This window comes from Pseudomonas sp. 32_A, assembly GCF_017490905.1.
Classification (GTDB): Bacteria; Pseudomonadota; Gammaproteobacteria; order Pseudomonadales; family Pseudomonadaceae; genus Aquipseudomonas; species Aquipseudomonas inefficax.
This window is the reverse complement of the sequence record NZ_JAFGYI010000003.1, coordinates 137029-160567: the sequence shown is the minus strand read 5'-3', so window position 1 is coordinate 160567 and position 23539 is coordinate 137029. Positions and strand designations below refer to the sequence as shown.

Sequence of the window (23539 nt, the reverse complement as noted above, 5' to 3'; positions counted from 1 at the left end):
GGGGCTGGGCATGATGCCAGCCCGCTGAACATCATTCGGAGATGGATATGACAGCGCTCTACATGATTATCGGCACCCTCGTAGCCTTGGGTGTACTGGTCACTTTCCATGAATTCGGCCACTTCTGGGTGGCGCGCCGCTGCGGTGTCAAGGTGCTGCGCTTCTCGGTGGGCTTTGGCACGCCACTGTTGCGCTGGCATGACCGCCACGGCACCGAGTTCGTGATCGCGGCGATCCCGTTGGGTGGCTACGTCAAGATGCTCGACGAGCGTGAAGGCGATGTGCCGCCTGCACTCGTCGAGCAATCGTTCAACCGCAAGTCCGTGCGCCAGCGCATCGCGATCGTCGCGGCGGGCCCGGTTGCCAATTTCCTGCTGGCCATCCTGTTCTTCTGGGTGCTGGCGATGCTGGGCACCCAGCAGATCCGCCCGGTGATCGGTGCGGTCGATGCTGGCAGCCTGGCAGCATCGGCAGGCCTGACCGCAGGTCAGGAAATCGTCTCCATCGACGGCAAGCCGACCAATGGTTGGTCTGCGGTCAACCTTCAGCTGGTTCGCCGCCTGGGTGAGAGCGGCACCCTGCAAGTTGGCGTGCGCGAAGAGGGTGCCAGCGCCGAGCGCCAATTGCAGGTGAAGCTGGACAGCTGGCTCAAGGGCGCCGACGAACCGGACCCGATCCAGTCCCTGGGGCTGCACCCTTGGCGCCCGGCAATCGTGCCGGTGTTGGCCGAGATCGATCCGAAGGGGCCGGCTGCCGCTGCGGGCCTGAAAACCGGTGACAAGCTGCTGGCCCTCGATGGCGTGGCAGTGAGCGAATGGCAGCAGGTGGTCGATGCCGTGCGGGCTCGTCCACAGGCCAAGGTCATGGTGCGTGTCGAACGCGATGGTGCTGCGCTGGAGGTCCCGGTCACCCTGGCTCGCAAGGGCGAGGGCAAGGCGGCCGGCGGCTATCTTGGCGCCGGGGTAAAAGGTGGCGAATGGCCCGCCAACATGCTCCGCGAAGTCAGCTACGGCCCGCTGGATGCGGTGGGCGAGGGCTTGTCACGCACCTGGAACATGAGTGTCCTGACCCTTGAATCGCTGAAGAAAATGCTGTTCGGAGAGCTCTCGGTAAAAAACTTGAGTGGACCGATAACCATTGCTAAAGTGGCGGGCGCTTCAGCCCAGTCCGGCGTGGGGGATTTCCTGAATTTCCTGGCCTATCTGAGCATAAGCCTGGGGGTTCTTAACCTGCTGCCCATCCCGGTTCTGGATGGGGGGCATTTGCTGTTTTACCTGGTCGAGTGGGCGCGCGGTCGTCCGCTGTCGGATCGGGTGCAAGGTTGGGGGGTCCAGATCGGTATCAGTTTGGTCATAGGGGTGATGTTGCTCGCCCTGATCAACGATCTGGGTCGACTATAAAGCTTCGCTCAATTGCGAAACCTGCCGTTTTGTCGCGGCGGGCTGTTTATTGCCAGTTGGAATAAAAGGACTTCATGAAACGTCTGCTGCTAACTGCGGTCATGTCCGCACTGATGATCGCTGAAGTTCACGCCGAGTCCTTCACCATCTCCGATATCCGCGTCAACGGCCTGCAGCGGGTTTCCGCCGGCAGTGTCTTCGGTGCCTTGCCGCTGAACGTCGGCGACCAGGCCGACGACCGCCGCCTGGTGGAGTCGACCCGTTCCCTGTTCAAGACCGGTTTCTTCCAGGACATTCAGCTGAACCGCGATGGCAATGTCCTGATCATCAACGTGGTCGAGCGCCCGTCGGTGTCGAGCATCGAGATCGAAGGCAACAAGGCGATCAGCACCGAAGACCTGATGAAGGGCCTGAAGCAATCCGGCCTGGCCGAAGGCGAGATCTTCCAGCGTGCCACCCTCGAAGGCGTGCGTAACGAGTTGCAGCGCCAGTACGTGGCCCAGGGCCGCTACTCGGCCGAGGTCGACGCCGAGGTGGTGCCGCAACCGCGCAACCGCGTGGCGTTGAAGATCAAGATCAACGAAGGCACCGTCGCCGCCATCCAGCACATCAACGTCGTTGGCAACAACGTGTTCGACGACGAGACCCTGGCGCAGCTGTTCGAGCTGAAGACCACCAACTGGTTGTCGTTCTTCAAGAACGACGACAAGTACGCCCGCGAAAAGCTTTCCGGTGACCTGGAGCGCCTGCGTTCCTACTACCTGGACCGCGGCTACATCAACATGGACATCGCCTCCACCCAGGTGTCCATCACGCCGGACAAGAAACACGTCTACATCACCGTCAACATCAACGAAGGCGAGAAGTACACCGTCCGTGACGTGAAGCTGTCCGGTGACCTGAAGGTGCCGGAAGACCAGGTCAAGTCGCTGCTGCTGGTGCAGCCTGGCCAGGTGTTCTCGCGCAAGGTGATGACCAGCACCTCCGAGCTGATCACCCGCCGCCTGGGTAACGAAGGCTACACTTTCGCCAACGTCAACGGCGTGCCGCAGCCGAACGATGAAGACCACACCGTCGACATCATGTTCGTGGTCGATCCGGGCAAGCGTGCCTACGTCAACCGCATCAACTACCGCGGCAACACCAAGACCGAAGACGAAGTGCTGCGTCGCGAAATGCGCCAGATGGAAGGCGGCTGGGCCTCGACCTACCTGATCGACCAGTCCAAGACCCGTCTGGAACGCCTGGGCTTCTTCAAGGAAGTGAACGTCGAGACCCCGCCGGTGCCGGGCACCGACGACCAGGTCGACGTCAACTACAGCGTCGAGGAGCAGGCCTCCGGCTCGATCACCGCCAGCGTCGGTTTCGCCCAGAGCGCCGGCCTGATCCTCGGTGGTTCGATCAGCCAGAGCAACTTCCTCGGTACTGGTAACAAGGTTTCCATCGGCCTGACCCGTTCGGAATACCAGACCCGCTACAACTTCGGCTTCGTTGACCCCTACTTCACTGCCGATGGCGTGAGCCTGGGCTACAACGCCTTCTACCGCAGCACCGACTACGACGACCTCGACGTCGATGTGGCCAGCTACGCGGTGGACAGCTACGGTGCGGGCGTCAGCCTGGGCTACCCGATCAGCGAGACCTCGCGCCTTACCTACGGCCTGAGCGTGCAGCAGGACAAGATCAAGACCGGCAAGTACACCGTTGACGAGATCTTCGATTTCCTCGAAGAGGAAGGCGACAACTTCCTGAACTTCAAGGCCTCGATCGGCTGGTCGGAATCGACCCTGAACAAGGGCGTGCTGGCAACCCGCGGTCACTCGCAGAGCCTGACCCTGGAATCCACCATCCCGGGCAGCGATCTGTCGTTCTTCAAGCTCGACTACCGCGGCCAGCTGTTCAAGCCGATCACCAACGACTACACCCTGCGCCTGCATACCGAGCTGGGTTATGGTGACGGTTATGGCAGCACCTCGGGCCTGCCGTTCTACGAGAACTACTTCGCGGGTGGCTTCAACTCCGTCCGTGGCTTCAAGGACAGCAGCCTGGGCCCACGCAGTACCCCAAGCCGCGGCGAGGCCAACGGTGGCAAGCCAGGCACCATCGCCGACCCGGACCAGGATCCGTTGCCGTTTGGTGGCAACGTGCTGGTACAAGGCGGTGTCGAGCTGCTGTTCCCGCTGCCGTTCGTCAAGGACCAGCGTTCGCTGCGCACCTCCGTGTTCTGGGACGTGGGTAACGTGTTCGACACCAATTGCGGCAACCAGCCTGATTGCGAGAAGGTCGGTTTCTCGGGCATGGCCAGTTCGGTCGGCCTGGGCGTGACCTGGATCACCGCACTGGGCCCGCTGAGCTTCAGCCTGGCAATGCCGGTCAAGAAGCCGGACGATGCCGACACCCAGGTGTTCCAATTCTCTCTGGGCCAGACCTTCTGAGGTCGGCCCTCGCTTAATGACAACGGTTTATCCAGGAGTGCATCGTGCGTAAGTTGACCCAACTGGCCGTAATGGCCGCGGCGCTGGTCGCCACCCCGGCTTTCGCCGAAATGAAGGTTGCCGTCCTGAACTATCAGATGGCCCTGCTGGAATCTGACGCGGCCAAGAAATACGCCGTGGATGCCGAGAAGAAGTTCGGCCCGCAACTGACCAAGCTGAAAAGCCTGGAAAGCAGCGCCAAGGGCATTCAGGACCGTCTGATCAAGGGCGGCGACAAGATGCAGCAGCAGGAGCGTGAGCGTCTTGAGCTCGAATTCAAGCAGAAAGCCCGTGACTTCCAGTTCCAGTCCAAGGAACTGAACGAAGCCAAGGCTGTTGCCGACCGCGACATGCTCAAGCAACTGAAGCCGAAGCTGGATGGCGCTGTCGAGGAAGTGATCAAGAAAGGCGGTTACGACCTGGTCCTCGAGCGTGGCGCGGTCATCGATGTCAAACCGCAGTACGACATCACCCGCCAAGTCATCGAGCGCATGAACCAAGCCCGTTGATATGACCGTGACCATGACGCTAGGCCAGCTGGCCGAGGCCCTCGGCGCCACCCTCAAGGGCCCCGAGGCGCTGCAGATTACCGGGCTGGCCACTTTGCAGGAGGCTGGCCCAGGTCAGTTGAGCTTCCTCGCCAATCCGCAGTACCGCAAATTCCTGGATAGCAGCCAGGCGGCTGCGGTGCTGCTGAAGGCGGCGGACGCCGAAGGCTTTGCCGGCAATGCGCTGATCGTCGCCGACCCGTACCTGGCCTACGCGCGCATTTCCCACCTGTTCGATCCCAAACCTAAGGCTGTGGCGGGTATTCATCCCAGCGCCGTGGTGGCGGAGGACGCGCAGGTGGACGCCAGTGCCAGCATCGGGCCGTTCGCGGTCATCGAAAGCGGTGCGCGCATCGCGGCCAATGTCAGTGTGGGTGCACACTGCGTGGTCGGTGCCCGTTGCGTGATCGGTGAGGGTGGCTGGCTGGCCCCACGGGTCACCCTGTACCATGATGTGACCATCGGCAAGCGTGTGGTCATCCAGTCGGGTGCGGTGATCGGCGGTGAAGGCTTCGGCTTTGCCAACGAGAAGGGCGTGTGGCGCAAGATCGCTCAGATCGGTGGCGTGACCATCGGCGACGACGTGGAAATCGGTGTCAACACTGCGGTCGATCGCGGTGCGCTGTCGGATACGCGGATCGCTGACGGGGTCAAGCTCGACAACCAGATCCAGATCGCCCACAACGTGCAGATCGGTGAGCACACGGCCATGGCCGCCTGCGTCGGAATTTCCGGCAGCACGCGCATCGGCAAGCATTGCACCATTGCCGGAGGTGTCGGCATGGTGGGTCATATCGATGTCTGTGATAACGTTTTCGTGTCCGGGATGACCATGGTGACCCGTTCGATCACCGAACCGGGTGCCTATTCTTCCGGCACTGCCATGCAGCCACTGGCTGAATGGCGCAAGAGCGCCGCGCGTATCCGGCACCTGGACGACATGGCCAAGCGTCTCCAGCAGCTGGAAAAACGCGTCGATACCGTGACCTCAGGTGGCCAGCCGACATCAGAAGGCTGATACCATTCCCTGAGCAAGAGTGAACAGTCGCTAGCTGGCTCCTCTTTGGACTGCAAAAGGAGCGTGTGGTCAGCACCTGCGCTCCCTATTCTTATTACAGGCTTCCCCCCCGAAATGATGGACATCAACGAGATTCGCGAATACCTGCCTCACCGTTACCCGTTCCTGTTGGTGGACCGCGTGACGGATCTGGACTACGAGGCCCAGAGCATTCGTGCCTACAAGAATGTCAGCATCAACGAGCCGTTCTTCAATGGCCACTTCCCGGCGCACCCGATCATGCCGGGCGTTCTGATCATCGAAGCCATGGCCCAGGCGGCCGGCATCCTTGGCTTCAAGATGCTTGATGCCAAGCCGGCCGATGGCACCCTGTACTACTTTGTCGGCTCCGACAAACTGCGCTTCCGTCAGCCGGTGCTGCCGGGTGATCAGCTGGTGCTGGAAGCCAAATTTCTCAGCCGCAAGAGCATGATCTGGAAGTTCGAATGCCGCGCCCTGGTCGACGGCAAGCCGGTTTGCTCGGCAGAAATCACCTGCGCGGAACGCTCCCTATGAATTCGATTGATCCTCGGGCCATTATCGATCCCTCGGCCAAACTGGCCGATGGCGTCGAGGTCGGCCCTTGGTCGATCGTTGGCCCTGATGTAGAGATCGGGGAGGGCACCGTTATCGGCCCGCATGTTGTGCTCAAAGGCCCTACCCGCATCGGCAAGCACAACCGTATCTTTCAGTTTTCCTCGATCGGCGAAGACACCCCGGACCTCAAGTACAAGGGTGAGCCAACGCGTCTGGTCATCGGTGACCACAATGTGTTCCGCGAAGGGGTGACCATTCACCGCGGTACCGTTCAGGACCGTGCGGAAACTACTGTGGGCGACCACAACCTGATCATGGCCTATGCCCACATCGGCCACGACAGCGTCATCGGCAACCACTGCATCCTGGTCAACAACACCGCTCTGGCCGGCCATGTGCATGTGGGTGACTGGGCGATCCTGTCCGGTTATACCCTGGTGCACCAGTACTGCCATATCGGTGCCCATGCGTTTTCCGGCATGGGCACGGCTATCGGCAAGGACGTCCCGGCCTTCGTCACCGTGTTCGGCAGCCCGGCCGAGGCCCGCAGCATGAACTTCGAAGGCATGCGCCGTCGGGGTTTCAGCGATGAGGTCATTCACGTGCTGCGCCGTTGCTACAAGATTGTCTATCGCCAGGGCCTGACCGTCGAAGACGCGCTCAAGGAACTGACCGAACTGGCCGCGCAACACCCTGAGGTCGAGCTGTTCCGTCAGTCGATCGTGAACTCCGCCCGCGGCATTACGCGCTGACATGGCCCAGCTTTGCGTAGCCTTGGTCGCAGGTGAGGCCAGCGGCGACATTCTGGGTTCAGGCTTGATGCGTGCCATCAAGGCGCGCCACCCGGACGTTCGGTTCATCGGCGTTGGCGGCCCCTTGATGGAAGCCGAAGGCCTGCAATCCTATTTCCCCATGGAACGCCTGGCCGTCATGGGCCTGGTTGAAGTGCTGGGGCGCCTGCGTGAGCTGCTCAAGCGCCGCAAGCTGCTGATCGAGACCCTGATCGGCGAAAAGCCCGACGTGTTCATCGGCATCGATGCCCCCGACTTCAACCTCAACATCGAACTGAAACTGCGTCAGGCCGGGATCAAGACCGTGCACTACGTCAGCCCGTCGGTCTGGGCCTGGCGGCAGAAGCGTGTGCTGAAGATTCGCGAAGGCTGCGACCTGATGCTGACGCTGTTGCCATTCGAGGCGCGGTTCTATGAAGAGCAGGGCGTGCCTGTACGTTTCGTCGGCCACCCGTTGGCCGACACCATCCCGCTCGAAGCCGACCGCCCGGCGGCGCGTGCCGCGCTTGGCCTGGGTGAAGGGCCGGTGGTGGCGCTGATGCCGGGTAGTCGTGGCGGCGAAGTCGGGCGCCTGGGGGCGCTGTTCCTGGATGCGGCCGAACGGCTGCGCCAGCAGGTGCCAGGCGTGCGTTTCGTGCTGCCTTGTGCCAACGCCGCACGGCGCGCCCAGGTCGAGCAGATGCTTGAAGGGCGCGAGCTGCCGCTGACCCTGCTCGATGGCCAGTCGCACCAGGCCCTGGCGGCCTGTGACGCGGTGTTGATCGCCTCGGGTACCGCCACCCTCGAAGCGCTGCTGTACAAGCGGCCGATGGTTGTGGCCTATCGCCTGGCGCCTCTTACCTACTGGATTCTCAAACGGCTGGTAAAGAGCCCCTACGTTTCGTTGCCGAACCTGCTGGCCCAGCGGGCGTTGGTACCCGAACTGCTGCAGGACGACGCCACCAGCGAAGCCCTGGCCAGCACCCTGGCGCCTCTGGTAGCCGATGGCAGCCAGCAGACCGAACGTTTCGACGAAATTCACCGCACCCTTCGCCGTGACGCCTCCAACCAGGCTGCCGAGGCGGTACTGGCGTTGCTCAAGGACCGCTGACATGCAAATTGGACTGGACTTCAACCTGGTCGAGGACCTGGTCGCCGGTGTCGACGAAGTGGGCCGTGGCCCGCTGTGCGGCGCGGTGGTGACTGCAGCGGTGATCCTCGACCCGGCGCGCCCGATCCTCGGCCTGAACGATTCGAAGAAACTCACCGAAGCCAGGCGCGAGGCGCTGTTCGATGAAATCTGCGAAAAGGCCCTGAGCTTCTGCATCGCCCGCGCCGAGGTCGAAGAAATCGACCGCCTGAACATCCTGCATGCCACCATGTTGGCGATGCAGCGAGCGGTGGAAGGCTTGCACATTACACCGAAGCTTGCCCTGATCGACGGTAACCGCTGCCCGAAACTGGCCGTACCGGCGTCGCCGGTAGTCAAGGGGGATAGCCAGGTGCCGGCCATTGCGGCGGCGTCGATCCTGGCCAAGGTGACCCGCGACCGAGAGATGAGCGCGTTCGAGCTGATCTACCCGGGTTATGGCATTGGCGGGCACAAGGGGTACCCGACCCCGGTGCACCTCGAGGCGCTGGCACGGCTTGGGCCGACGCCCATTCATCGGCGTTCCTTTGCTCCGGTGAGGGCAGCTTGGGAAGCGCTTGAAGGCGTCACCGACGCCCTGATCTGATTTTTGGGGGCCGCTTTGCGGCCCATCGCCGGCAAGCCAGCTCCCACATGGATCGTACAATCCCTGACAGCTACGCGGTCCCTGTGGGAGCTGGCTTGCCGGCGATGGGCTGCAAAGCAGCCCCAAAACCCCCTCGCATTTAAGCTACAATCCCGCCCTTGTCGTTCAGCACTGCTACAGGATCTTCCATGTCGGTTCCCTTCGTTCATCTGCGCGTCCACTCCGAATTCTCGCTGGTCGACGGCCTGGTGCGGATCAAGCCGCTGGCCAAGGCACTGGCCGGGATGAACATGCCGGCGGTGGCGATCACCGACCAGAGCAACATGTGCTCGCTGGTAAAGTTCTACAAGACCGCCATGGGCGCCGGCATCAAGCCGATCTGCGGCGCCGACCTGTGGCTGGCCGCTGCCGATCCGGAAGCACCGCTGTCGCGTATCTGCTTCCTGGCCATGAACCCCAAGGGCTACCGCAACCTCACCGAGCTGATCTCGCGCGGCTGGACCGACGGCCAGCGCAACGGCCTGGTCATCCTCCAGCGTGACTGGATCGCCCCCGCCAGCGAGGGCCTGATCGCCCTGTCCGCAGGCAAGGAAGGGGACATCGGCATGGCCTTGCTGGCCGGCAAGGGCGATGAGGCCGAGGCCCTGCTGCGAGACTGGATGGGCATGTTCCCCGAGCGCTTCTATGTCGAAGTGCAGCGCACCAACCGCGCCCGCGACGAGGAGTACGTGCACGCCGCCGTGGCGTTGGCCGACAAGCTCGGCGCTCCGCTGGTGGCAACCAACGATGTGCGCTTCATCAAGCAGTCGGACTTCGATGCTCACGAAACCCGCGTGTGCATCGGTGAGGGCTGGACCCTCGACGACCCGCGCCGGCCAAGGATGTACAGCGACCAGCAGTATCTGAAGTCGGCCGAGGAAATGACCGAGCTGTTCAGCGACCTGCCCGACGCCATCGCCAACACCGTCGAGATCGCCAAGCGCTGCAACATCCAGGTGCAGCTGGGCAAGTATTTCCTGCCCGACTTCCCCACGCCCAACGGCATGGGCATTGATGATTACCTGCGGCATGTGTCCCACGAAGGCCTGGAAGAGCGCCTGGCAGTGCTGTGGCCGAAAGAGACCACGCCCGATTACGAAGAGAAGCGCCAGGTCTATCTCGACCGCCTGAAGTTCGAGCTGGACATCATCATCCAGATGGGTTTCCCCGGTTACTTCCTGATCGTCATGGACTTCATCAAGTGGGCCAAGAACAACGGCGTGCCGGTCGGCCCGGGCCGAGGGTCGGGTGCCGGCTCGCTGGTGGCCTACGTGCTGAAGATTACCGACCTCGACCCGCTGGCCTACGACCTGCTGTTCGAGCGTTTCCTCAACCCTGAACGTATTTCCATGCCCGACTTCGACGTCGACTTCTGCATGGATGGCCGGGACCGGGTGATCGACTATGTGGCCGAAGCCTATGGCCGTAACGCGGTCAGCCAGATCATCACCTTCGGTACCATGGCGGCGAAGGCGGTGGTGCGAGACGTGGCGCGGGTGCAGGGCAAATCCTACGGCCTGGCCGACCGTCTGTCGAAGATGATCCCGTTCGAAGTGGGCATGACCCTGGAGAAGGCCTACGAGCAGGAAGAGATCCTGCGCGACTTCCTCAAGGGTGACGAAGACGCCCGCGAAATCTGGGACATGGCCCTGAAGCTCGAGGGCGTGACCCGCGGTACCGGCAAGCACGCCGGTGGCGTGGTCATCGCCCCGACCAAGCTCACCGACTTTTCGCCGATCGCCTGTGACGAAGAGGGCGGCGGCCTGGTAACCCAGTTCGACAAGGATGACGTCGAGGCTGCCGGCCTGGTGAAGTTCGACTTCCTCGGCCTGCGCACCCTGACCATCATCAAGTGGGCGATGGAGATCATCAACCGCGAGCAGGCCAAGAAGAACCTGCCCGATGTAAACATCGACTTCATCCCGCTGGACGACCGCAAGACCTACGAGCTGTTGCAGAAGGCCGAAACCACGGCGGTGTTCCAGCTTGAATCGCGGGGCATGAAAGAGCTGATCAAGAAGCTCAAGCCCGACTGCCTGGAAGACCTTATCGCACTGGTGGCGCTGTTCCGCCCAGGCCCGCTGCAGTCGGGCATGGTGGACGACTTCATCAACCGCAAGCACGGCCGCGCCGAGCTCGCCTACCCTCACCCTGACTACCAGTACGAAGGCCTGAAGCCGGTGCTGGCACCGACCTACGGCATCATCCTGTACCAGGAACAGGTGATGCAGATCGCCCAGGTAATGGCTGGCTACACCCTCGGTGGCGCTGACATGCTGCGCCGTGCGATGGGTAAGAAGAAGCCCGAGGAGATGGCCAAGCAGCGGGGTGGTTTCATCGAAGGTTGTGCCAACAACAATATCGATGCAGAGCTGGCCGGTAACATCTTCGACCTGGTAGAAAAGTTCGCCGGTTACGGCTTCAACAAATCCCACTCCGCCGCCTATGGCCTGGTGTCGTACCAGACTGCCTGGCTGAAAACCCACCACCCGGCGGCGTTCATGGCTGCTGTGTTGTCGGCGGATATGCACAACACCGACAAGGTGGTGGTGCTGGTCGAAGAAGTGCGCAACATGAAGCTGCGCCTCGACGCGCCGGACGTGAACTTCTCCGACTTCAAGTTCACCGTGAACAATGACGGGCGCATCGTCTATGGCCTGGGCGCCATCAAGGGCGTCGGCGAAGGCCCGGTGGAGGCCATCGTCGAGGCCCGCGCGCAGGGTGGCCCGTTCAAGGACCTGTTCGATTTCTGTGAGCGCATCGACCTCAAGCGGGTCAACAAGCGTACCCTCGACGCACTGATCCGCAGCGGCGCGCTGGATCGTCTGGGCCCGCACTTCCATGACGAGATCAAGGCCTACCAGGCCAACATCGACATCAACCGGGCAACCTTGCTCTCGGCGCTGGGCGAGGCCATCAAGTCTGCCGAGCAGGCTGCCCACACCGCTGACAGTGGCCACGTCGACCTGTTCGGCGGCATGTTCGAAGAGGCGGATGCCGACGTCTACGCCAACCACCGCAAGGTGCGCGAACTCACCCTCAAGGAACGCCTGAAGGGCGAGAAGGACACCCTTGGCCTGTACCTCACCGGCCACCCGATCGACGAGTACGAGACCGAGATTCGCCGCTTTGCCCGCCAGCGCATCATCGACCTCAAGCCGTCACGCGAGACCCAGACCATCGCCGGCATGATCATTGCCCTGCGGGTGATGAAGAACAAGAAGGGCGACAAGATGGGCTTCGTCACCCTGGACGACCGTTCCGGGCGCATCGAGGCGTCGCTGTTTGCCGATGCCTTCTTGGCGGCACAGTCCTTGCTGCAGACCGATGCCATGGTGGTTGTCGAAGGCGAGGTCAGCAACGATGATTTCTCCGGTGGCCTGCGCCTGCGGGTGAAGCAGGTGATGACCATGGAGGATGCGCGCACCAAGCTGGCCGAAAGCCTGCGCCTGAAGGTGGCACACGAAGCGCTCAAGGGCGACCGGCTGAAGTGGCTGGGCGAGCTGATTACCCGCCACCGCGGCGCCTGCCCGATCACCCTCGAGTACACCGGCAGCGACGCCAAGGCCATGTTGCAGTTCGGCGAGCAGTGGGCGATCGACCCGGCCGATGGGCTGATTCAGGCGCTGCGTGACCAGTTCGGGCGTGAGAACGTCTTCCTGCAATATCGTTGAACCGACAAAAAATTTAATCTCGACCTGAATGCGCCTGATCCCTTAAGGTAGGGCGCCAAACGGATCAACCGGCCGGCCGCCTGGCCGTAGACCCAAGACGGATGACTATGAACCCGAATTTTCTCGATTTCGAACAGCCGATTGCCGACCTGCAAGCCAAGATCGAAGGCCTGCGCCTGGTAGGTAACGACAACTCGCTGAACATCAGCGATGAAATTGCCCGTCTGCAAGACAAGAGCAACACCCTGACCGAAAGCATCTTCGGCAACCTGACCAGCTGGCAGATCGCCCGCCTGGCTCGTCACCCGCGTCGTCCTTACACCCTGGACTACCTGGAGCACATCTTCACCGAGTTCGAAGAGCTGCATGGTGACCGTCACTTCTCCGACGACGCTGCCATCGTCGGTGGTACCGCGCGCCTGGACGGCAAGCCGGTCATGGTCATCGGCCACCAGAAGGGCCGTGAAGTGCGCGAGAAGGTACGCCGCAACTTCGGCATGCCGCGCCCAGAGGGCTACCGCAAGGCCTGCCGCCTGATGGAAATGGCCGAGCGCTTCAAGATGCCGATCCTGACCTTCATCGACACCCCGGGCGCCTACCCGGGCATCGACGCCGAAGAACGCAACCAGAGCGAGGCCATCGCCTGGAACCTGCGCGTGATGGCGCGTCTGAAAACCCCGATCATCGCCACCGTCATCGGTGAGGGTGGTTCCGGCGGTGCGCTGGCCATCGGCGTGTGCGACCAGTTGAACATGCTGCAGTACTCCACCTACTCGGTGATCTCGCCGGAAGGCTGCGCCTCGATCCTGTGGAAGACTGCCGACAAGGCAGCCGACGCAGCCGAGGCCATGGGCATCACTGCCGAGCGCCTGAAGAGCCTGAACATTGTCGACAAGGTCATCCAGGAGCCGCTGGGCGGCGCCCACCGTGACCCGGCGAAGATGTCGGAAAGCATCCGTGCCGACCTGGTGCAGCAGCTGGACATGCTCGGCAAGCTCGACCATGACGCGCTGCTGGCCCGCCGTTACGATCGCCTGATGAGCTACGGCCTCTGATAGCGAGATGAATGGCACCGGCTTCGCCGGTGTTCGCGGGTGAACCCGCTCCCACAGGTACTGCGCAGCCCTCTGGAACGGCGCGATCCCTGTGGGAGCGGGTTCACCCGCGAACGCATTCTCGAATGGAGTGCGGGTTCGATGATCAACCTCACCCCCTGGCTCAACGCCCCAGCCTGGTACATCGCCTTTTCCGGCGGTCTCGACTCCACCGTCCTCCTGCACCTGCTGGCCGACCGCGCCCGCAATCACGCATCCCCTCCATTGCGCGCCATCCACATCCACCATGGCCTGCAATCCGCCGCTGACGCGTGGCCCGCCCACTGCCAGACCGTCTGCGACAATCTCGGCATCGAACTTCAGGTCATCCATGTCCAGGTCAGCACCGGCGCCAGCCTCGAGCAGGCCGCCCGCGACGCCCGCTATGCCGCCTTCCGCCAGCTGTTGGGCCCAGGCGACATCCTGTTCACCGGCCAGCACGGCGACGACCAGGCCGAAACCTTGCTGTTCCGCCTGCTGCGCGGTGCAGGCCTGCGTGGCCTGGCAGCGATGCCGGGGCAGCGGGCGCTAGGGCAGGGCAGCCTGGTCAGGCCGTTGCTGGGCTGCTCTCGCCAGCAACTGCAGGACCACGCCCAGGCCAACGGGCTGGCCTGGATCGAAGATCCGTCAAACGCTGACACACAATTTGCCCGCAACTACCTGCGCAGCGAGGTGTTTCCGCTACTTCGGCAACGTTGGCCGCAGGCCAGCCAGAACCTGGCCCGCGCCGCCGAGCATCTGGGCGAAGCCCAGGGCCTGCTGGACGAGCTGGCCGAGGATGACCTGGCGCTCGCGGAGGAGGGCGGGCCGGTTGCCTGGCCGGGGCTGGACTCCCTCGACCTGGCTACCCTGGTGGCGCTGTCGCCGGCCCGTCAGCGCAATGCCCTGCAATACTGGCTGAGCCGCCGGGCCCGCCTGCCCGATGCCCGGCACTGGGCCGGCTGGGCGGACCTGCGCGATGCTGCAGCCGATGCCCAGCCCGCCTGGCGCCTTGCCGATGGGCAACTGCTGCGCAGTCATGGGCGTATCTGGTGGTTGAGCGGAGACTGGCTGCAACTGCCCGTCGGCGAACTGGCCTGGGCCGATCCCGCCGAGCCTTTGTTGTTGCCGGGTAACGGCAGTGTGCGTCTTGTTGGCGCAGCGCCGCTGGACGGCTTGCGCATTGCCTACCGCCAGGGCGGCGAAGTGCTCGATGTCCCCGGCCGCGGCCGACGCGACCTCAAGCGCCTGCTCAACGAACAGCAGGTACCGCATTTCCTGCGCCCGCGCCTGCCATTGCTGTACCAGGGCGAGCGCCTGCTGGCGGTGGCCAACCTGCCCGGGCTGGTGCAGGCTGATTGCCAGCTGTGCTGGCAGTTGCCGACGAACGCGCAAGGTTTGAGCTGAAGTGTACATTCGGGTAGACTACCCTCCCTTCTTGATACAGCTTCTGTGGGTTCCGCGAAAACACAGGAGTTGCCGATTACCAAGCAGTTTTTTGCTGGGCTGATTCTGAAAATGACGAGCGAGCTCCATGCCGGGGATACCCCTGGTCTGTACAGACGCGGCAGTTTTTCGAGATGCACTGTGATTGACGCAGGTGATCGGGGGCTTCGGCCTTCCTTCGCTTTCTCCGGCGGCGCTGGCCGCCTTAACGCAGACTTCTAGGGTTTTTCATGACGCGCTACATATTCGTCACGGGCGGTGTTGTTTCTTCATTGGGGAAAGGCATTGCCTCGGCTTCCCTGGCGGCCATCCTGGAAGCGCGGGGCCTGAAGGTCACCATGCTCAAGCTGGATCCGTACATCAACGTCGATCCGGGCACCATGAGCCCGTTCCAGCACGGTGAAGTGTTCGTCACCCACGATGGCGCCGAGACCGACCTCGACCTGGGCCACTACGAGCGGTTCATCCGCACCACCATGACCCAGAACAACAACTTCACCACCGGCCGCATCTACGAGCACGTGCTGCGTAAAGAGCGCCGTGGTGATTACCTGGGTGCGACCATCCAGGTCATCCCGCACATCACCGACGAGATCAAGCGTCGCATCATCAAGGGCGCCGGCGATGCCGACGTGGCCCTGGTGGAAATCGGCGGTACCGTGGGTGACATCGAGTCGCAGCCGTTCCTCGAGGCCATCCGCCAGCTGCGCGTCGAAGTGGGCTCCAAGCGCGCCATGCTGATGCACCTGACCCTGGTCCCGTACATCGCCACCGCTGGCGAGACCAAGACCAAGCCGACCCAGCATTCGGTGAAGGAACTGCGTTCCATCGGTCTGCAGCCTGACGTGCTGATCTGCCGCTCCGACCACCCGGTCGATGCCTCGTCGCGTCGCAAGATCGCGCTGTTCACCAACGTTGAAGAGCGTGCGGTGATTTCGCTGGAAGACGTCGACACCATCTACAAGATCCCGGGCGTGCTGCACGCACAGGGCCTGGACGACTTCGTCGTCGAGCGTTTCGGCCTGCAGTGCAATGGCGCCGACCTGTCCGAGTGGGACAAGGTGGTCGATGCCAAGCTCAACCCCGAGCACGAAGTGACCATCGCCATGGTCGGCAAGTACATGGAGCTGCTGGATGCGTACAAGTCGCTGATCGAAGCGATGAGCCACGCCGGCATTACTAACCGCACCAAGGTCAACCTGCGCTACATCGACTCGGAAGACATCGAGAACCAGGGCACCAGCCTGCTCGAAGGCGCCGATGCCATCCTGGTGCCGGGCGGTTTCGGCCTGCGCGGCGTGGAAGGCAAGATCACCGCGGTGCAATACGCCCGTGAGAACAAGGTGCCATACCTGGGTATCTGCCTGGGCATGCAGGTGGCCGTGATCGAATTCGCCCGTAACGTGATGGGCTGGAAAGACGCCAACTCCACCGAGTTCGACCGCAACAGCGGCCACCCGGTAGTCGGCCTGATCACCGAGTGGGCCGATGCCACCGGTGCCGTCGAAACCCGCAACGAAGCCTCCGACCTGGGTGGCACCATGCGCCTGGGCGCCCAGGACTGCCAGCTGGCCGCCGGTTCCAAGGTGCACGACTGCTATGGCAAGGACGTGATCACCGAGCGTCACCGTCACCGCTACGAAGTGAACAACAACCTGCTGCCGCAACTGGTCGACGCCGGCCTGGTGGTTTCTGGCCGTTCCGAAGACGGTGCGCTGGTGGAAGTGGTCGAGTCCAAGGACCACCCATGGTTCGTCGCCTGCCAGTTCCACCCGGAATTCACCTCGACCCCGCGTGACGGCCACCCGCTGTTCAGCGGCTTCGTCAAGGCAGCCCTGGCTCAGAAGAACAAGGCCTGATCAATGACCCAGAAGATCATTCGCGTCGGTAACATCGAGATCGCCAACGACAAGCCGTTCGTCCTGTTCGGCGGCATGAACGTCCTGGAGTCCCGTGACCTGGCAATGAAGGTCTGCGAGGAGTACGTGCGGGTGACCGAGAAGCTCGGTATCCCGTACGTGTTCAAGGCCAGCTTCGACAAGGCCAACCGTTCGTCGGTAACCTCGTACCGTGGCCCGGGCATGGAAGAGGGGCTGAAGATCTTCGAAGAGATCAAGCGCACCTTCAACGTGCCGGTCATCACCGACGTGCACGAGCCCTACCAGGCCGAGCCTGTAGCCAAGGTGTGCGACATCATCCAGCTGCCGGCCTTCCTGTCGCGACAGACCGACCTGGTGGTGGCCATGGCCAAGACCGGCGCGGTGATCAACATCAAGAAGGCCCAGTTCCTCGCACCCCAGGAAATGAAGCACATCCTGACCAAGTGCGAGGAGGCCGGTAACGACCAGTTGATCCTCTGCGAGCGTGGTTCGAGCTTCGGCTACAACAACCTGGTGGTGGACATGCTCGGCTTCGGCATCATGAAGCAGTTCGAGTACCCGGTGTTCTTCGACGTGACCCACGCCCTGCAGATGCCGGGTGGTCGCGCCGATTCCGCCGGTGGCCGCCGCGCCCAGGTTACCGACCTGGCCAAGGCCGGCATGAGCCAGGGCCTGGCCGGGCTGTTCCTCGAAGCCCACCCCGATCCGGACAATGCCAAGTGCGATGGCCCATGTGCCTTGCGCCTGGACAAACTGGAGCCGTTCCTGGCCCAGCTCAAGCAACTGGACGACCTGGTGAAAAGTTTTCCGACGGTAGAAACCGCGTAAAGCTCGATTCTCGGGTAAAGTACCGTCCGATCCACCCCTGACCAGCCGGTCAGGGGTTCCCTTCACCCGGCCTGCCCACTGCATGTCCGCCCGGTGAACGGCAAGAATTTCCTAAGCTAAGTTGTTTTCGTCAATTCTGGAGTGCTTACAACAATGGCAAAAATCGTCGACATCAAAGGTCGTGAAGTTCTCGATTCGCGTGGCAACCCCACCGTGGAAGCCGATGTACTGCTCGACAACGGCATCATCGGCAGCGCTTGCGCGCCGTCCGGTGCTTCCACTGGCTCGCGCGAAGCGCTGGAGCTGCGTGATGGCGACAAGAGCCGTTACCTGGGCAAGGGCGTGCTGAAGGCCGTCGCCAACATCAACGGCCCGATCCGTGACCTGCTGCTGGGCAAGGACCCTGCCGACCAGAAGGGCCTGGACCGCGCCATGATCGAACTGGACGGTACCGAGAACAAGGCCAAGCTGGGCGCCAACGCCATCCTCGCCGTCTCCCTGGCTGCCGCCAAGGCCGCTGCTCAGGACCAGGACCTGCCGCTGTACGCGCACATCGCCAACCTGAACGGCACCCCGGGCCAGTACTCGATGCCGGTACCGATGATGAACATCATCAACGGTGGCGAGCACGCCGACAACAACGTCGACATCCAGGAGTTCATGGTTCAGCCAGTTGGCGCCAAGACCTTCTCCGACGGCCTGCGCATGGGTACTGAAATCTTCCACCACCTCAAAGCCGTGCTGAAGGCCCGTGGCCTGAACACCGCCGTTGGTGACGAAGGTGGTTTCGCCCCTAACCTGGCTTCCAACGAAGACGCCCTGGGCGCCATCGCCGAAGCCGTCGAGAAAGCCGGCTACAAGCTGGGCACCGACGTGACCCTGGCCCTGGACTGCGCGGCTTCCGAGTTCTACGAAGACGGCAAGTACAACCTGTCTGGCGAAGGCAAGTCGTTCGACGCCGAAGGCTTCGCCGAGTACCTGAAAGGCCTGACCGAGCGCTTCCCGATCATCTCGATCGAAGACGGCCTGGACGAGTCCGACTGGGCTGGCTGGAAGATCCTCACCGACAAGATCGGCACCAAGGTGCAGCTGGTTGGCGATGACCTGTTCGTGACCAACACCAAGATCCTCAAGGAAGGCATCGAGAAGGGCATCGGTAACTCGATCCTGATCAAGTTCAACCAGATCGGCTCGCTGACCGAAACCCTGGAGGCCATCCAGATGGCCAAGGCTGCTGGTTACACCGCGGTGATTTCGCACCGTTCCGGTGAAACCGAAGACTCGACCATTGCCGACCTGGCCGTGGGTACCGCTGCTGGCCAGATCAAGACTGGCTCGCTGTGCCGTTCCGACCGCGTTTCCAAGTACAACCAGCTGCTGCGCATCGAAGAGCAACTGGGTGCCAAAGCGGTTTACCGCGGTCGTGCCGAGTTTCGCGGCTAAGCAAGAGATGGTAAAAAGACAGCAGCCGGAGTTGTAGGAACGTTCGTACTGTTCTTTCCTACATTCCAACGGGTTTCTGTCGACGAAGCCTGGCCTCGGCCAGGCTTCGTGCTATTCGAGGCCCCGAAGTAAAAATACCCGGGCAGCCTTTTTAATCTGGATAACGTGATGCGCAGTCCCTATTGGTTGTTCCTCGTCCTGCTCCTGCTACTGGGTGGCCTGCAGTACCGCCTGTGGGTGGGTAACGGCAGCCTGGCGCAAGTGACCGAGCTGAAGCAGCAGATTGCCGAGCAGCATGCCGAAAACGAGCGCTTGCTCGAGCGCAATCGCGTGCTCGATGCCGAAGTGCTGGAACTGAAAAAAGGCATGGAGACCGTTGAAGAGCGGGCTCGCCACGAATTGGGAATGGTCAAAGAGGGCGAAACCCTCTTCCAGTTGCCACAGAAATGATCGAAACGTTACCCGCCTTCTGGGCCGTGATTCCTGCTGCGGGCGTAGGCGCCCGCATGGCTGCCGACCGCCCCAAGCAGTACCTGGAGCTGGCTGGGCAGACCATTCTCGAGCACAGCCTCGACTGTTTTCTCGGCCACCCGATGCTCAAGGGTGTGGTGGTCAGCATTGCCGAAGATGACCCGTACTGGCCTCGCCTGCGCTGCGCCAGCGACCCACGCATCCAGCGCGCAGCGGGTGGCCGCGAACGTGCCGACTCGGTGCTCAATGCCTTGCTGATGCTGCATGCCCAAGGGGCGGCGGACAGCGACTGGGTACTGGTGCATGATGCCGCGCGACCAAACCTGACGCGCAGCGACCTGGACAAGCTGTTGTCGGAGCTGGCGGACGACCCGGTGGGTGGCCTGCTGGCGGTGCCGGCGCGCGATACCCTCAAACGTGCCGATGCCGATGGCCGGGTGGGTGCCACCGTGGACCGCAGCACCATTTGGCAGGCCTATACGCCGCAGATGTTCCGCCTGGGGGCCTTGCATCGGGCGCTGGCCGAGTGCCTGGTGTCGGATGTGCTGGTGACCGACGAGTCCTCCGCCATCGAGTGGTCTGGCCAGGCGCCACGGCTGGTCGAAGGGCGCAGCGACAACATCAAGGTGACCCGGCCGGAAGACCTGGAGTGGTTGCGCCAGCGCTGGGCAGGGCGCCGCTGAATTTCTTGCTCCTGTGCCGGCCTTTTCGCGGGTAAACCCGCTCCCACAGGTATCGCACATCCCTTCAGGTTTGCGCTGTACCTGTGGGAGCGGGTTTACCCGCGAAGAGGTCAGACCAGGCAGCACGAGGTTTCAGTTCAAGCGATACTCCGGCAACCCCGCCAACCCTTCCTTCAGGTAATCCACCAGCCGCCGCACCTTCGGCGACAGGTGCCGCTGTTGTGGATACAGTGCCCACACCGCCGTATTCGGTGGCTGGTGCGCCTCCAGCAACGACACCAGCGCGCCACTGTTCAAGTGCTCCAGCACGTAATAATCCGGCAGCTGGCACAACCCCATGCCCTGCAGCGCCGCGTCCAGCACCGCCTGCCCGCTGTTGCAACGCCAGTTGCCCTGCACTCGCTGGCTGATCTCGCGGCCGTCTTGCTGCAGCGCCCACAAGTCCGAACTGCCCACCAGGCAATTGTGCCGCGCCAGCTCCGACAGGCTGTGCGGCCGGCCATAACGTTCCAGGTAAGCCGGCGAGGCGCACAGGTACATGCGCCGTGGCGCCAGGCGGGTTGCCACCAGTCGCGAGTCGGCCAAGCGGCCCAGGCGGATGGCCAGGTCCATGCCTTCGTGCACCAGGTCGAGGGTGTGGTTGCTCAGTTCCACATCCACCCGCAGCTGCGGGTACAGCGCCATGAACCGTGTCACCAGCGGCACGATGAAGCGCTCGCCATAGGCCACCGCGCAGGTCATGCGCAGCAACCCCTTGGGCTCGCTGGCCAGGTCGCCCATGGCGCGCAGGGCTTCCTCGCGGCCATCCTGCAGGCGCTGGCAGTGCTGCAGGAATGTCTGCCCGGCCTCGCTCAGGGTCACCCGCCGGGTGCTGCGATACAGCAGGCGCGTCTGCAACCGTTCCTCCAGGCGGGCAATCTGCCGGCTGATATGCGACGAGGAAACCCCCAGGCGCTCGGCGGCCGCGGTGAACTGGCCCGACTCGGCCACGGCGACGAATTCGTCGATGCCTTCCCAGCGGCTACTCATTGATTATCCCTGCATGGCAATAATGTTTTGTCTTTGCCATGATTATTCATCAAAAGACGGTGAATTACACTGCCAGACTGAATCGACCCTCTGTCTGGAGACCTTTGATGATCAAGTCCCGTGCTGCCGTAGCCTTCGAAGCCAAGAAACCCCTGGAAATCGTCGAAGTCGACGTGGCCATGCCCAAGGCCGGTGAAGTGCTGCTGCGCGTGGTCGCCAGCGGTGTCTGCCACACCGACGCCTATACCCTGTCGGGCGCCGACCCGGAGGGCATTTTCCCGTCGATCCTCGGCCACGAAGGTGGCGCGATCGTCGAGGCGATAGGCGAGGGCGTCACCTCGGTCGCCGTCGGTGACCACGTCATTCCGCTGTACACCCCGGAATGCGGTAAGTGCAAGTTCTGCCTCTCGGGCAAGACCAACCTGTGCCAGGCTATCCGCGCCACCCAGGGCAAGGGCCTGATGCCGGACGGCACCACGCGCTTCTCCTACAAGGGCCAGCAGCTGTTCCACTACATGGGTACCTCGACTTTCTCCGAGTACACCGTGCTGCCGGAAATCTCCGTGGCCAAGATCCAGAAAGAAGCGCCGCTGGAAAAGGTCTGCCTGCTGGGTTGTGGCGTCACCACTGGTATTGGCGCAGTGCTCAACACCGCCAAGGTCAAGCCGGGTGACACCGTGGCCATCTTCGGCCTGGGTGGCATCGGCCTGTCTGCGGTAATCGGTGCGGTCAAGGCCAAGGCGTCGCGCATCATTGCCATCGACATCAACCCGGCCAAGTTCGAAATCGCCCGTCAGCTGGGTGCCACCGACTGCATCAACCCGAAAGACTACGACCGCCCAATCCAGGAAGTGATCGTCGACCTCACCGACGGCGGTGTGGACTTCTCCTTCGAGTGCATCGGCAACGTGCAACTGATGCGTGCCGCGCTGGAGTGCTGCCACAAGGGCTGGGGTGAGTCGGTGATCATCGGCGTGGCCGGTGCCGGCCAGGAAATCGCCACTCGTCCGTTCCAGCTGGTCACCGGCCGCGTATGGCGTGGTTCGGCGTTTGGTGGCGTACGTGGCCGCAGCGAGCTGCCAAGCTACGTGGAAATGTCCGAGAAGGGCGAAATCCCGCTGGATACCTTCATCACCCACACCATGGGCCTGGAAGACATCAACAAGGCCTTCGACCTGATGCACGAAGGCAAGAGCATTCGCAGCGTGATCCACTTCTGAGGTTTGCCATGAGCCTGGATAACATCTCCTGCCAGAAGAGCTTCGGCGGCTGGCACAAGCGTTACCGGCATCACTCCAAGGTGCTGGGCTGCGACATGGTGTTCGCCGTCTACCTGCCGCCGCAGGCTGAACAGGGCGAGAAGCTGCCGGTGCTGTACTGGCTCAGCGGCCTCACCTGCACCGACGAGAACTTCATGCAGAAGGCCGGCGCCCAGCGCCTGGCCGCGGAGCTTGGGTTGATCATCGTCGCCCCCGACACCAGCCCGCGTGGCGAGCAGGTGCCGGGCGACCCGGACGGCGCCTGGGACTTCGGCCTGGGTGCCGGCTTCTATCTCAATGCCACTCAGCAGCCCTGGGCCCAGCACTACCGCATGCACGACTATGTGGTGGAGGAGTTGCCTGCGTTGATCGAAGCGCACTTCCCGGCTTCGGGCGAGCGCAGCATCAGCGGCCACTCCATGGGCGGGCATGGCGCGCTGGTGTGCGCCTTGCGCAATCCGGGGCGCTACCGTTCGGTGTCGGCGTTCTCGCCGATCAGCAACCCGATGGATTGCCCTTGGGGCGAGAAAGCCTTCAGCCGCTACCTGGGTGAAGACCGTGCGCGCTGGCGCGAGTGGGATGCCAGTGTGCTGCTGGCCGAGACCCCGGCCGGCGAATGTCCGCCGTTGCTGGTGGACCAGGGGGACCGCGACGACTTCCTCGAGAAGCAGCTCAAGCCTGAAGCCCTGGAGCAGGCGGCACGCAAAGGGGGGCATGAACTGACCCTGCGTCTGCAGCCTGGCTATGACCACAGCTACTACTTCATCGCCAGCTTTATCGAGGAACACCTGCGTCATCATGCGGTGGCGCTGGGGCGGGTGTAAGGCATAGCGTTTTCAGCGCCTGTGAGATTGAGCGCCGCCCGCGCGGCGCTTCGCGGGACAAGCCCGCTCCCACATTTGTTGCAACGTGGCCATGTCTGTGAGGCCATGGTTGTCAGCCTTGTTGGCATGACGGGATTTCGAGGTGGGCATTGTTGCCGCCCCACCTGTCTGAAGACATGCACCAAGGCGGGCAACGCCTCTCCAACAGACATGGCCACGTTGCAACAAATGTGGGAGCGGGCTTGCCCCGCGAAGCGCCGCGCGGGCGGCGCTCGGTTTCACAAGCGCAGAAAGTGTCAAGGCGAACACCCGCGAAGCGCCGCGCGGGCGGCGCTCGATCTCACAGGCGCAGACAATGCTGTGCCGAT

The 23539-nt window shown here is 62.8% G+C and carries 19 protein-coding genes; 18 read left to right on the top strand and 1 reads right to left on the bottom strand.

All coding sequences use genetic code 11. From position 1 onward, the window contains the following. Positions 1-47 precede the first annotated feature (47 nt). The 16 genes from rseP to ispD all read left to right on the top strand — a co-directional run bounded on the left by rseP (position 48) and on the right by ispD (position 20059). The gene (gene rseP / locus J5M58_RS03310) at positions 48-1400 is read left to right on the top strand and encodes an RIP metalloprotease RseP (protein WP_112251049.1); all 1353 of its coding nucleotides are present in this window, start codon (positions 48-50) and stop codon (positions 1398-1400) included. Positions 1401-1474: 74 nt separating this feature from the next. Continuing rightward, positions 1475-3835, top strand: a complete 2361-nt coding sequence (gene bamA, locus J5M58_RS03305) for an outer membrane protein assembly factor BamA (protein ID WP_112251051.1) — start codon at positions 1475-1477, stop codon at positions 3833-3835. A gap of 44 nt (positions 3836-3879) precedes the next feature. Beyond that, complete coding sequence (locus tag J5M58_RS03300) at positions 3880-4383, top strand: OmpH family outer membrane protein (protein ID WP_112251053.1); 504 nt, start codon at positions 3880-3882, stop codon at positions 4381-4383. Between the two features lies 1 nt (position 4384). Beyond that, positions 4385-5440, top strand: a complete 1056-nt coding sequence (gene lpxD, locus J5M58_RS03295) for a UDP-3-O-(3-hydroxymyristoyl)glucosamine N-acyltransferase (protein ID WP_013971258.1) — start codon at positions 4385-4387, stop codon at positions 5438-5440. A gap of 114 nt (positions 5441-5554) precedes the next feature. Further along, complete coding sequence (fabZ, locus tag J5M58_RS03290; RefSeq protein WP_028634990.1) at positions 5555-5995, top strand: 3-hydroxyacyl-ACP dehydratase FabZ; 441 nt, start codon at positions 5555-5557, stop codon at positions 5993-5995. Continuing rightward, positions 5992-6768 carry an acyl-ACP--UDP-N-acetylglucosamine O-acyltransferase gene (gene lpxA / locus J5M58_RS03285; RefSeq protein ID WP_112251055.1) on the top strand — a complete coding sequence of 259 codons (777 nt, stop codon included), beginning with the start codon at positions 5992-5994 and terminating at the stop codon, positions 6766-6768. Before fabZ ends, lpxA begins: the two co-directional genes overlap by 4 nt. Position 6769: 1 nt before the next feature. Next, entirely contained in the window at positions 6770-7897 is a 1128-nt protein-coding gene (gene lpxB, locus J5M58_RS03280) for a lipid-A-disaccharide synthase (RefSeq protein ID WP_207877132.1), read from the top strand. 1 nt (position 7898) lies between these two features. Beyond that, complete coding sequence (gene rnhB, locus J5M58_RS03275; RefSeq protein WP_112251059.1) at positions 7899-8522, top strand: ribonuclease HII; 624 nt, start codon at positions 7899-7901, stop codon at positions 8520-8522. 188 nt (positions 8523-8710) lie between these two features. Then, positions 8711-12235 (top strand): DNA polymerase III subunit alpha, encoded by a 3525-nt coding sequence (dnaE, locus tag J5M58_RS03270; RefSeq protein ID WP_112251061.1) that lies wholly within the window; start codon positions 8711-8713, stop codon positions 12233-12235. Between the two features lie 107 nt (positions 12236-12342). Continuing rightward, positions 12343-13290 (top strand): acetyl-CoA carboxylase carboxyl transferase subunit alpha, encoded by a 948-nt coding sequence (gene accA / locus J5M58_RS03265; RefSeq protein WP_015269200.1) that lies wholly within the window; start codon positions 12343-12345, stop codon positions 13288-13290. A gap of 141 nt (positions 13291-13431) precedes the next feature. Continuing rightward, positions 13432-14715, top strand: coding sequence for a tRNA lysidine(34) synthetase TilS (tilS, locus tag J5M58_RS03260; RefSeq protein ID WP_207877130.1), 1284 nt, complete (start codon positions 13432-13434; stop codon positions 14713-14715). A 269-nt stretch (positions 14716-14984) separates the two neighbouring features. Further along, positions 14985-16613 (top strand): CTP synthase, encoded by a 1629-nt coding sequence (locus J5M58_RS03255; RefSeq protein WP_112251065.1) that lies wholly within the window; start codon positions 14985-14987, stop codon positions 16611-16613. 3 nt (positions 16614-16616) lie between these two features. Further along, positions 16617-17462 (top strand): 3-deoxy-8-phosphooctulonate synthase, encoded by an 846-nt coding sequence (gene kdsA / locus J5M58_RS03250; RefSeq protein ID WP_025337985.1) that lies wholly within the window; start codon positions 16617-16619, stop codon positions 17460-17462. A gap of 153 nt (positions 17463-17615) precedes the next feature. Beyond that, entirely contained in the window at positions 17616-18905 is a 1290-nt protein-coding gene (gene eno / locus J5M58_RS03245; RefSeq protein ID WP_025337986.1) for a phosphopyruvate hydratase, read from the top strand. Positions 18906-19073: 168 nt separating this feature from the next. Next, positions 19074-19355 (top strand): cell division protein FtsB, encoded by a 282-nt coding sequence (gene ftsB, locus J5M58_RS03240; protein ID WP_004375443.1) that lies wholly within the window; start codon positions 19074-19076, stop codon positions 19353-19355. Next, the gene (gene ispD, locus J5M58_RS03235) at positions 19352-20059 is read left to right on the top strand and encodes a 2-C-methyl-D-erythritol 4-phosphate cytidylyltransferase (protein WP_112251067.1); all 708 of its coding nucleotides are present in this window, start codon (positions 19352-19354) and stop codon (positions 20057-20059) included. The genes ftsB and ispD overlap by 4 nt, the downstream gene beginning before the upstream one ends. 132 nt (positions 20060-20191) lie before the next feature. On the opposite strand, the gene J5M58_RS03230 is transcribed toward ispD, so the two are convergent. After that, positions 20192-21088, bottom strand: a complete 897-nt coding sequence (locus J5M58_RS03230) for a LysR substrate-binding domain-containing protein (RefSeq protein WP_015269205.1) — start codon at positions 21086-21088, stop codon at positions 20192-20194. A gap of 107 nt (positions 21089-21195) precedes the next feature. On the opposite strand from J5M58_RS03230, the gene J5M58_RS03225 reads away from it, so the two are divergent. Together J5M58_RS03225 and fghA are read left to right on the top strand one after the other, a co-directional pair. After that, positions 21196-22308: an S-(hydroxymethyl)glutathione dehydrogenase/class III alcohol dehydrogenase gene (locus J5M58_RS03225; RefSeq protein ID WP_039614790.1), complete on the top strand. Its 1113-nt coding sequence runs from the start codon at positions 21196-21198 to the stop codon at positions 22306-22308. An 8-nt stretch (positions 22309-22316) separates the two neighbouring features. After that, positions 22317-23171: an S-formylglutathione hydrolase gene (gene fghA, locus J5M58_RS03220; RefSeq protein ID WP_025337989.1), complete on the top strand. Its 855-nt coding sequence runs from the start codon at positions 22317-22319 to the stop codon at positions 23169-23171. Positions 23172-23539: the final 368 nt, after the last annotated feature.

Bases quoted from the DNA above. Each gene is read 5' to 3' on its own strand.
- rseP (WP_112251049.1), top strand. From the start codon at position 48: ATGACAGCGCTCTACATGATTATCGGCACCCTCGTAGCCTTGGGTGTA.
- bamA (WP_112251051.1), top strand. From the start codon at position 1,475: ATGAAACGTCTGCTGCTAACTGCGGTCATGTCCGCACTGATGATCGCT.
- lpxD (WP_013971258.1), top strand. From the start codon at position 4,385: ATGACCGTGACCATGACGCTAGGCCAGCTGGCCGAGGCCCTCGGCGCC.
- fabZ (WP_028634990.1), top strand. From the start codon at position 5,555: ATGATGGACATCAACGAGATTCGCGAATACCTGCCTCACCGTTACCCG.
- lpxA (WP_112251055.1), top strand. From the start codon at position 5,992: ATGAATTCGATTGATCCTCGGGCCATTATCGATCCCTCGGCCAAACTG.
- lpxB (WP_207877132.1), top strand. From the start codon at position 6,770: ATGGCCCAGCTTTGCGTAGCCTTGGTCGCAGGTGAGGCCAGCGGCGAC.
- rnhB (WP_112251059.1), top strand. From the start codon at position 7,899: ATGCAAATTGGACTGGACTTCAACCTGGTCGAGGACCTGGTCGCCGGT.
- dnaE (WP_112251061.1), top strand. From the start codon at position 8,711: ATGTCGGTTCCCTTCGTTCATCTGCGCGTCCACTCCGAATTCTCGCTG.
- accA (WP_015269200.1), top strand. From the start codon at position 12,343: ATGAACCCGAATTTTCTCGATTTCGAACAGCCGATTGCCGACCTGCAA.
- tilS (WP_207877130.1), top strand. From the start codon at position 13,432: ATGATCAACCTCACCCCCTGGCTCAACGCCCCAGCCTGGTACATCGCC.
- J5M58_RS03255 (WP_112251065.1), top strand. From the start codon at position 14,985: ATGACGCGCTACATATTCGTCACGGGCGGTGTTGTTTCTTCATTGGGG.
- kdsA (WP_025337985.1), top strand. From the start codon at position 16,617: ATGACCCAGAAGATCATTCGCGTCGGTAACATCGAGATCGCCAACGAC.
- eno (WP_025337986.1), top strand. From the start codon at position 17,616: ATGGCAAAAATCGTCGACATCAAAGGTCGTGAAGTTCTCGATTCGCGT.
- ftsB (WP_004375443.1), top strand. From the start codon at position 19,074: ATGCGCAGTCCCTATTGGTTGTTCCTCGTCCTGCTCCTGCTACTGGGT.
- ispD (WP_112251067.1), top strand. From the start codon at position 19,352: ATGATCGAAACGTTACCCGCCTTCTGGGCCGTGATTCCTGCTGCGGGC.
- J5M58_RS03230 (WP_015269205.1), bottom strand. From the start codon at position 21,088: ATGAGTAGCCGCTGGGAAGGCATCGACGAATTCGTCGCCGTGGCCGAG.
- J5M58_RS03225 (WP_039614790.1), top strand. From the start codon at position 21,196: ATGATCAAGTCCCGTGCTGCCGTAGCCTTCGAAGCCAAGAAACCCCTG.
- fghA (WP_025337989.1), top strand. From the start codon at position 22,317: ATGAGCCTGGATAACATCTCCTGCCAGAAGAGCTTCGGCGGCTGGCAC.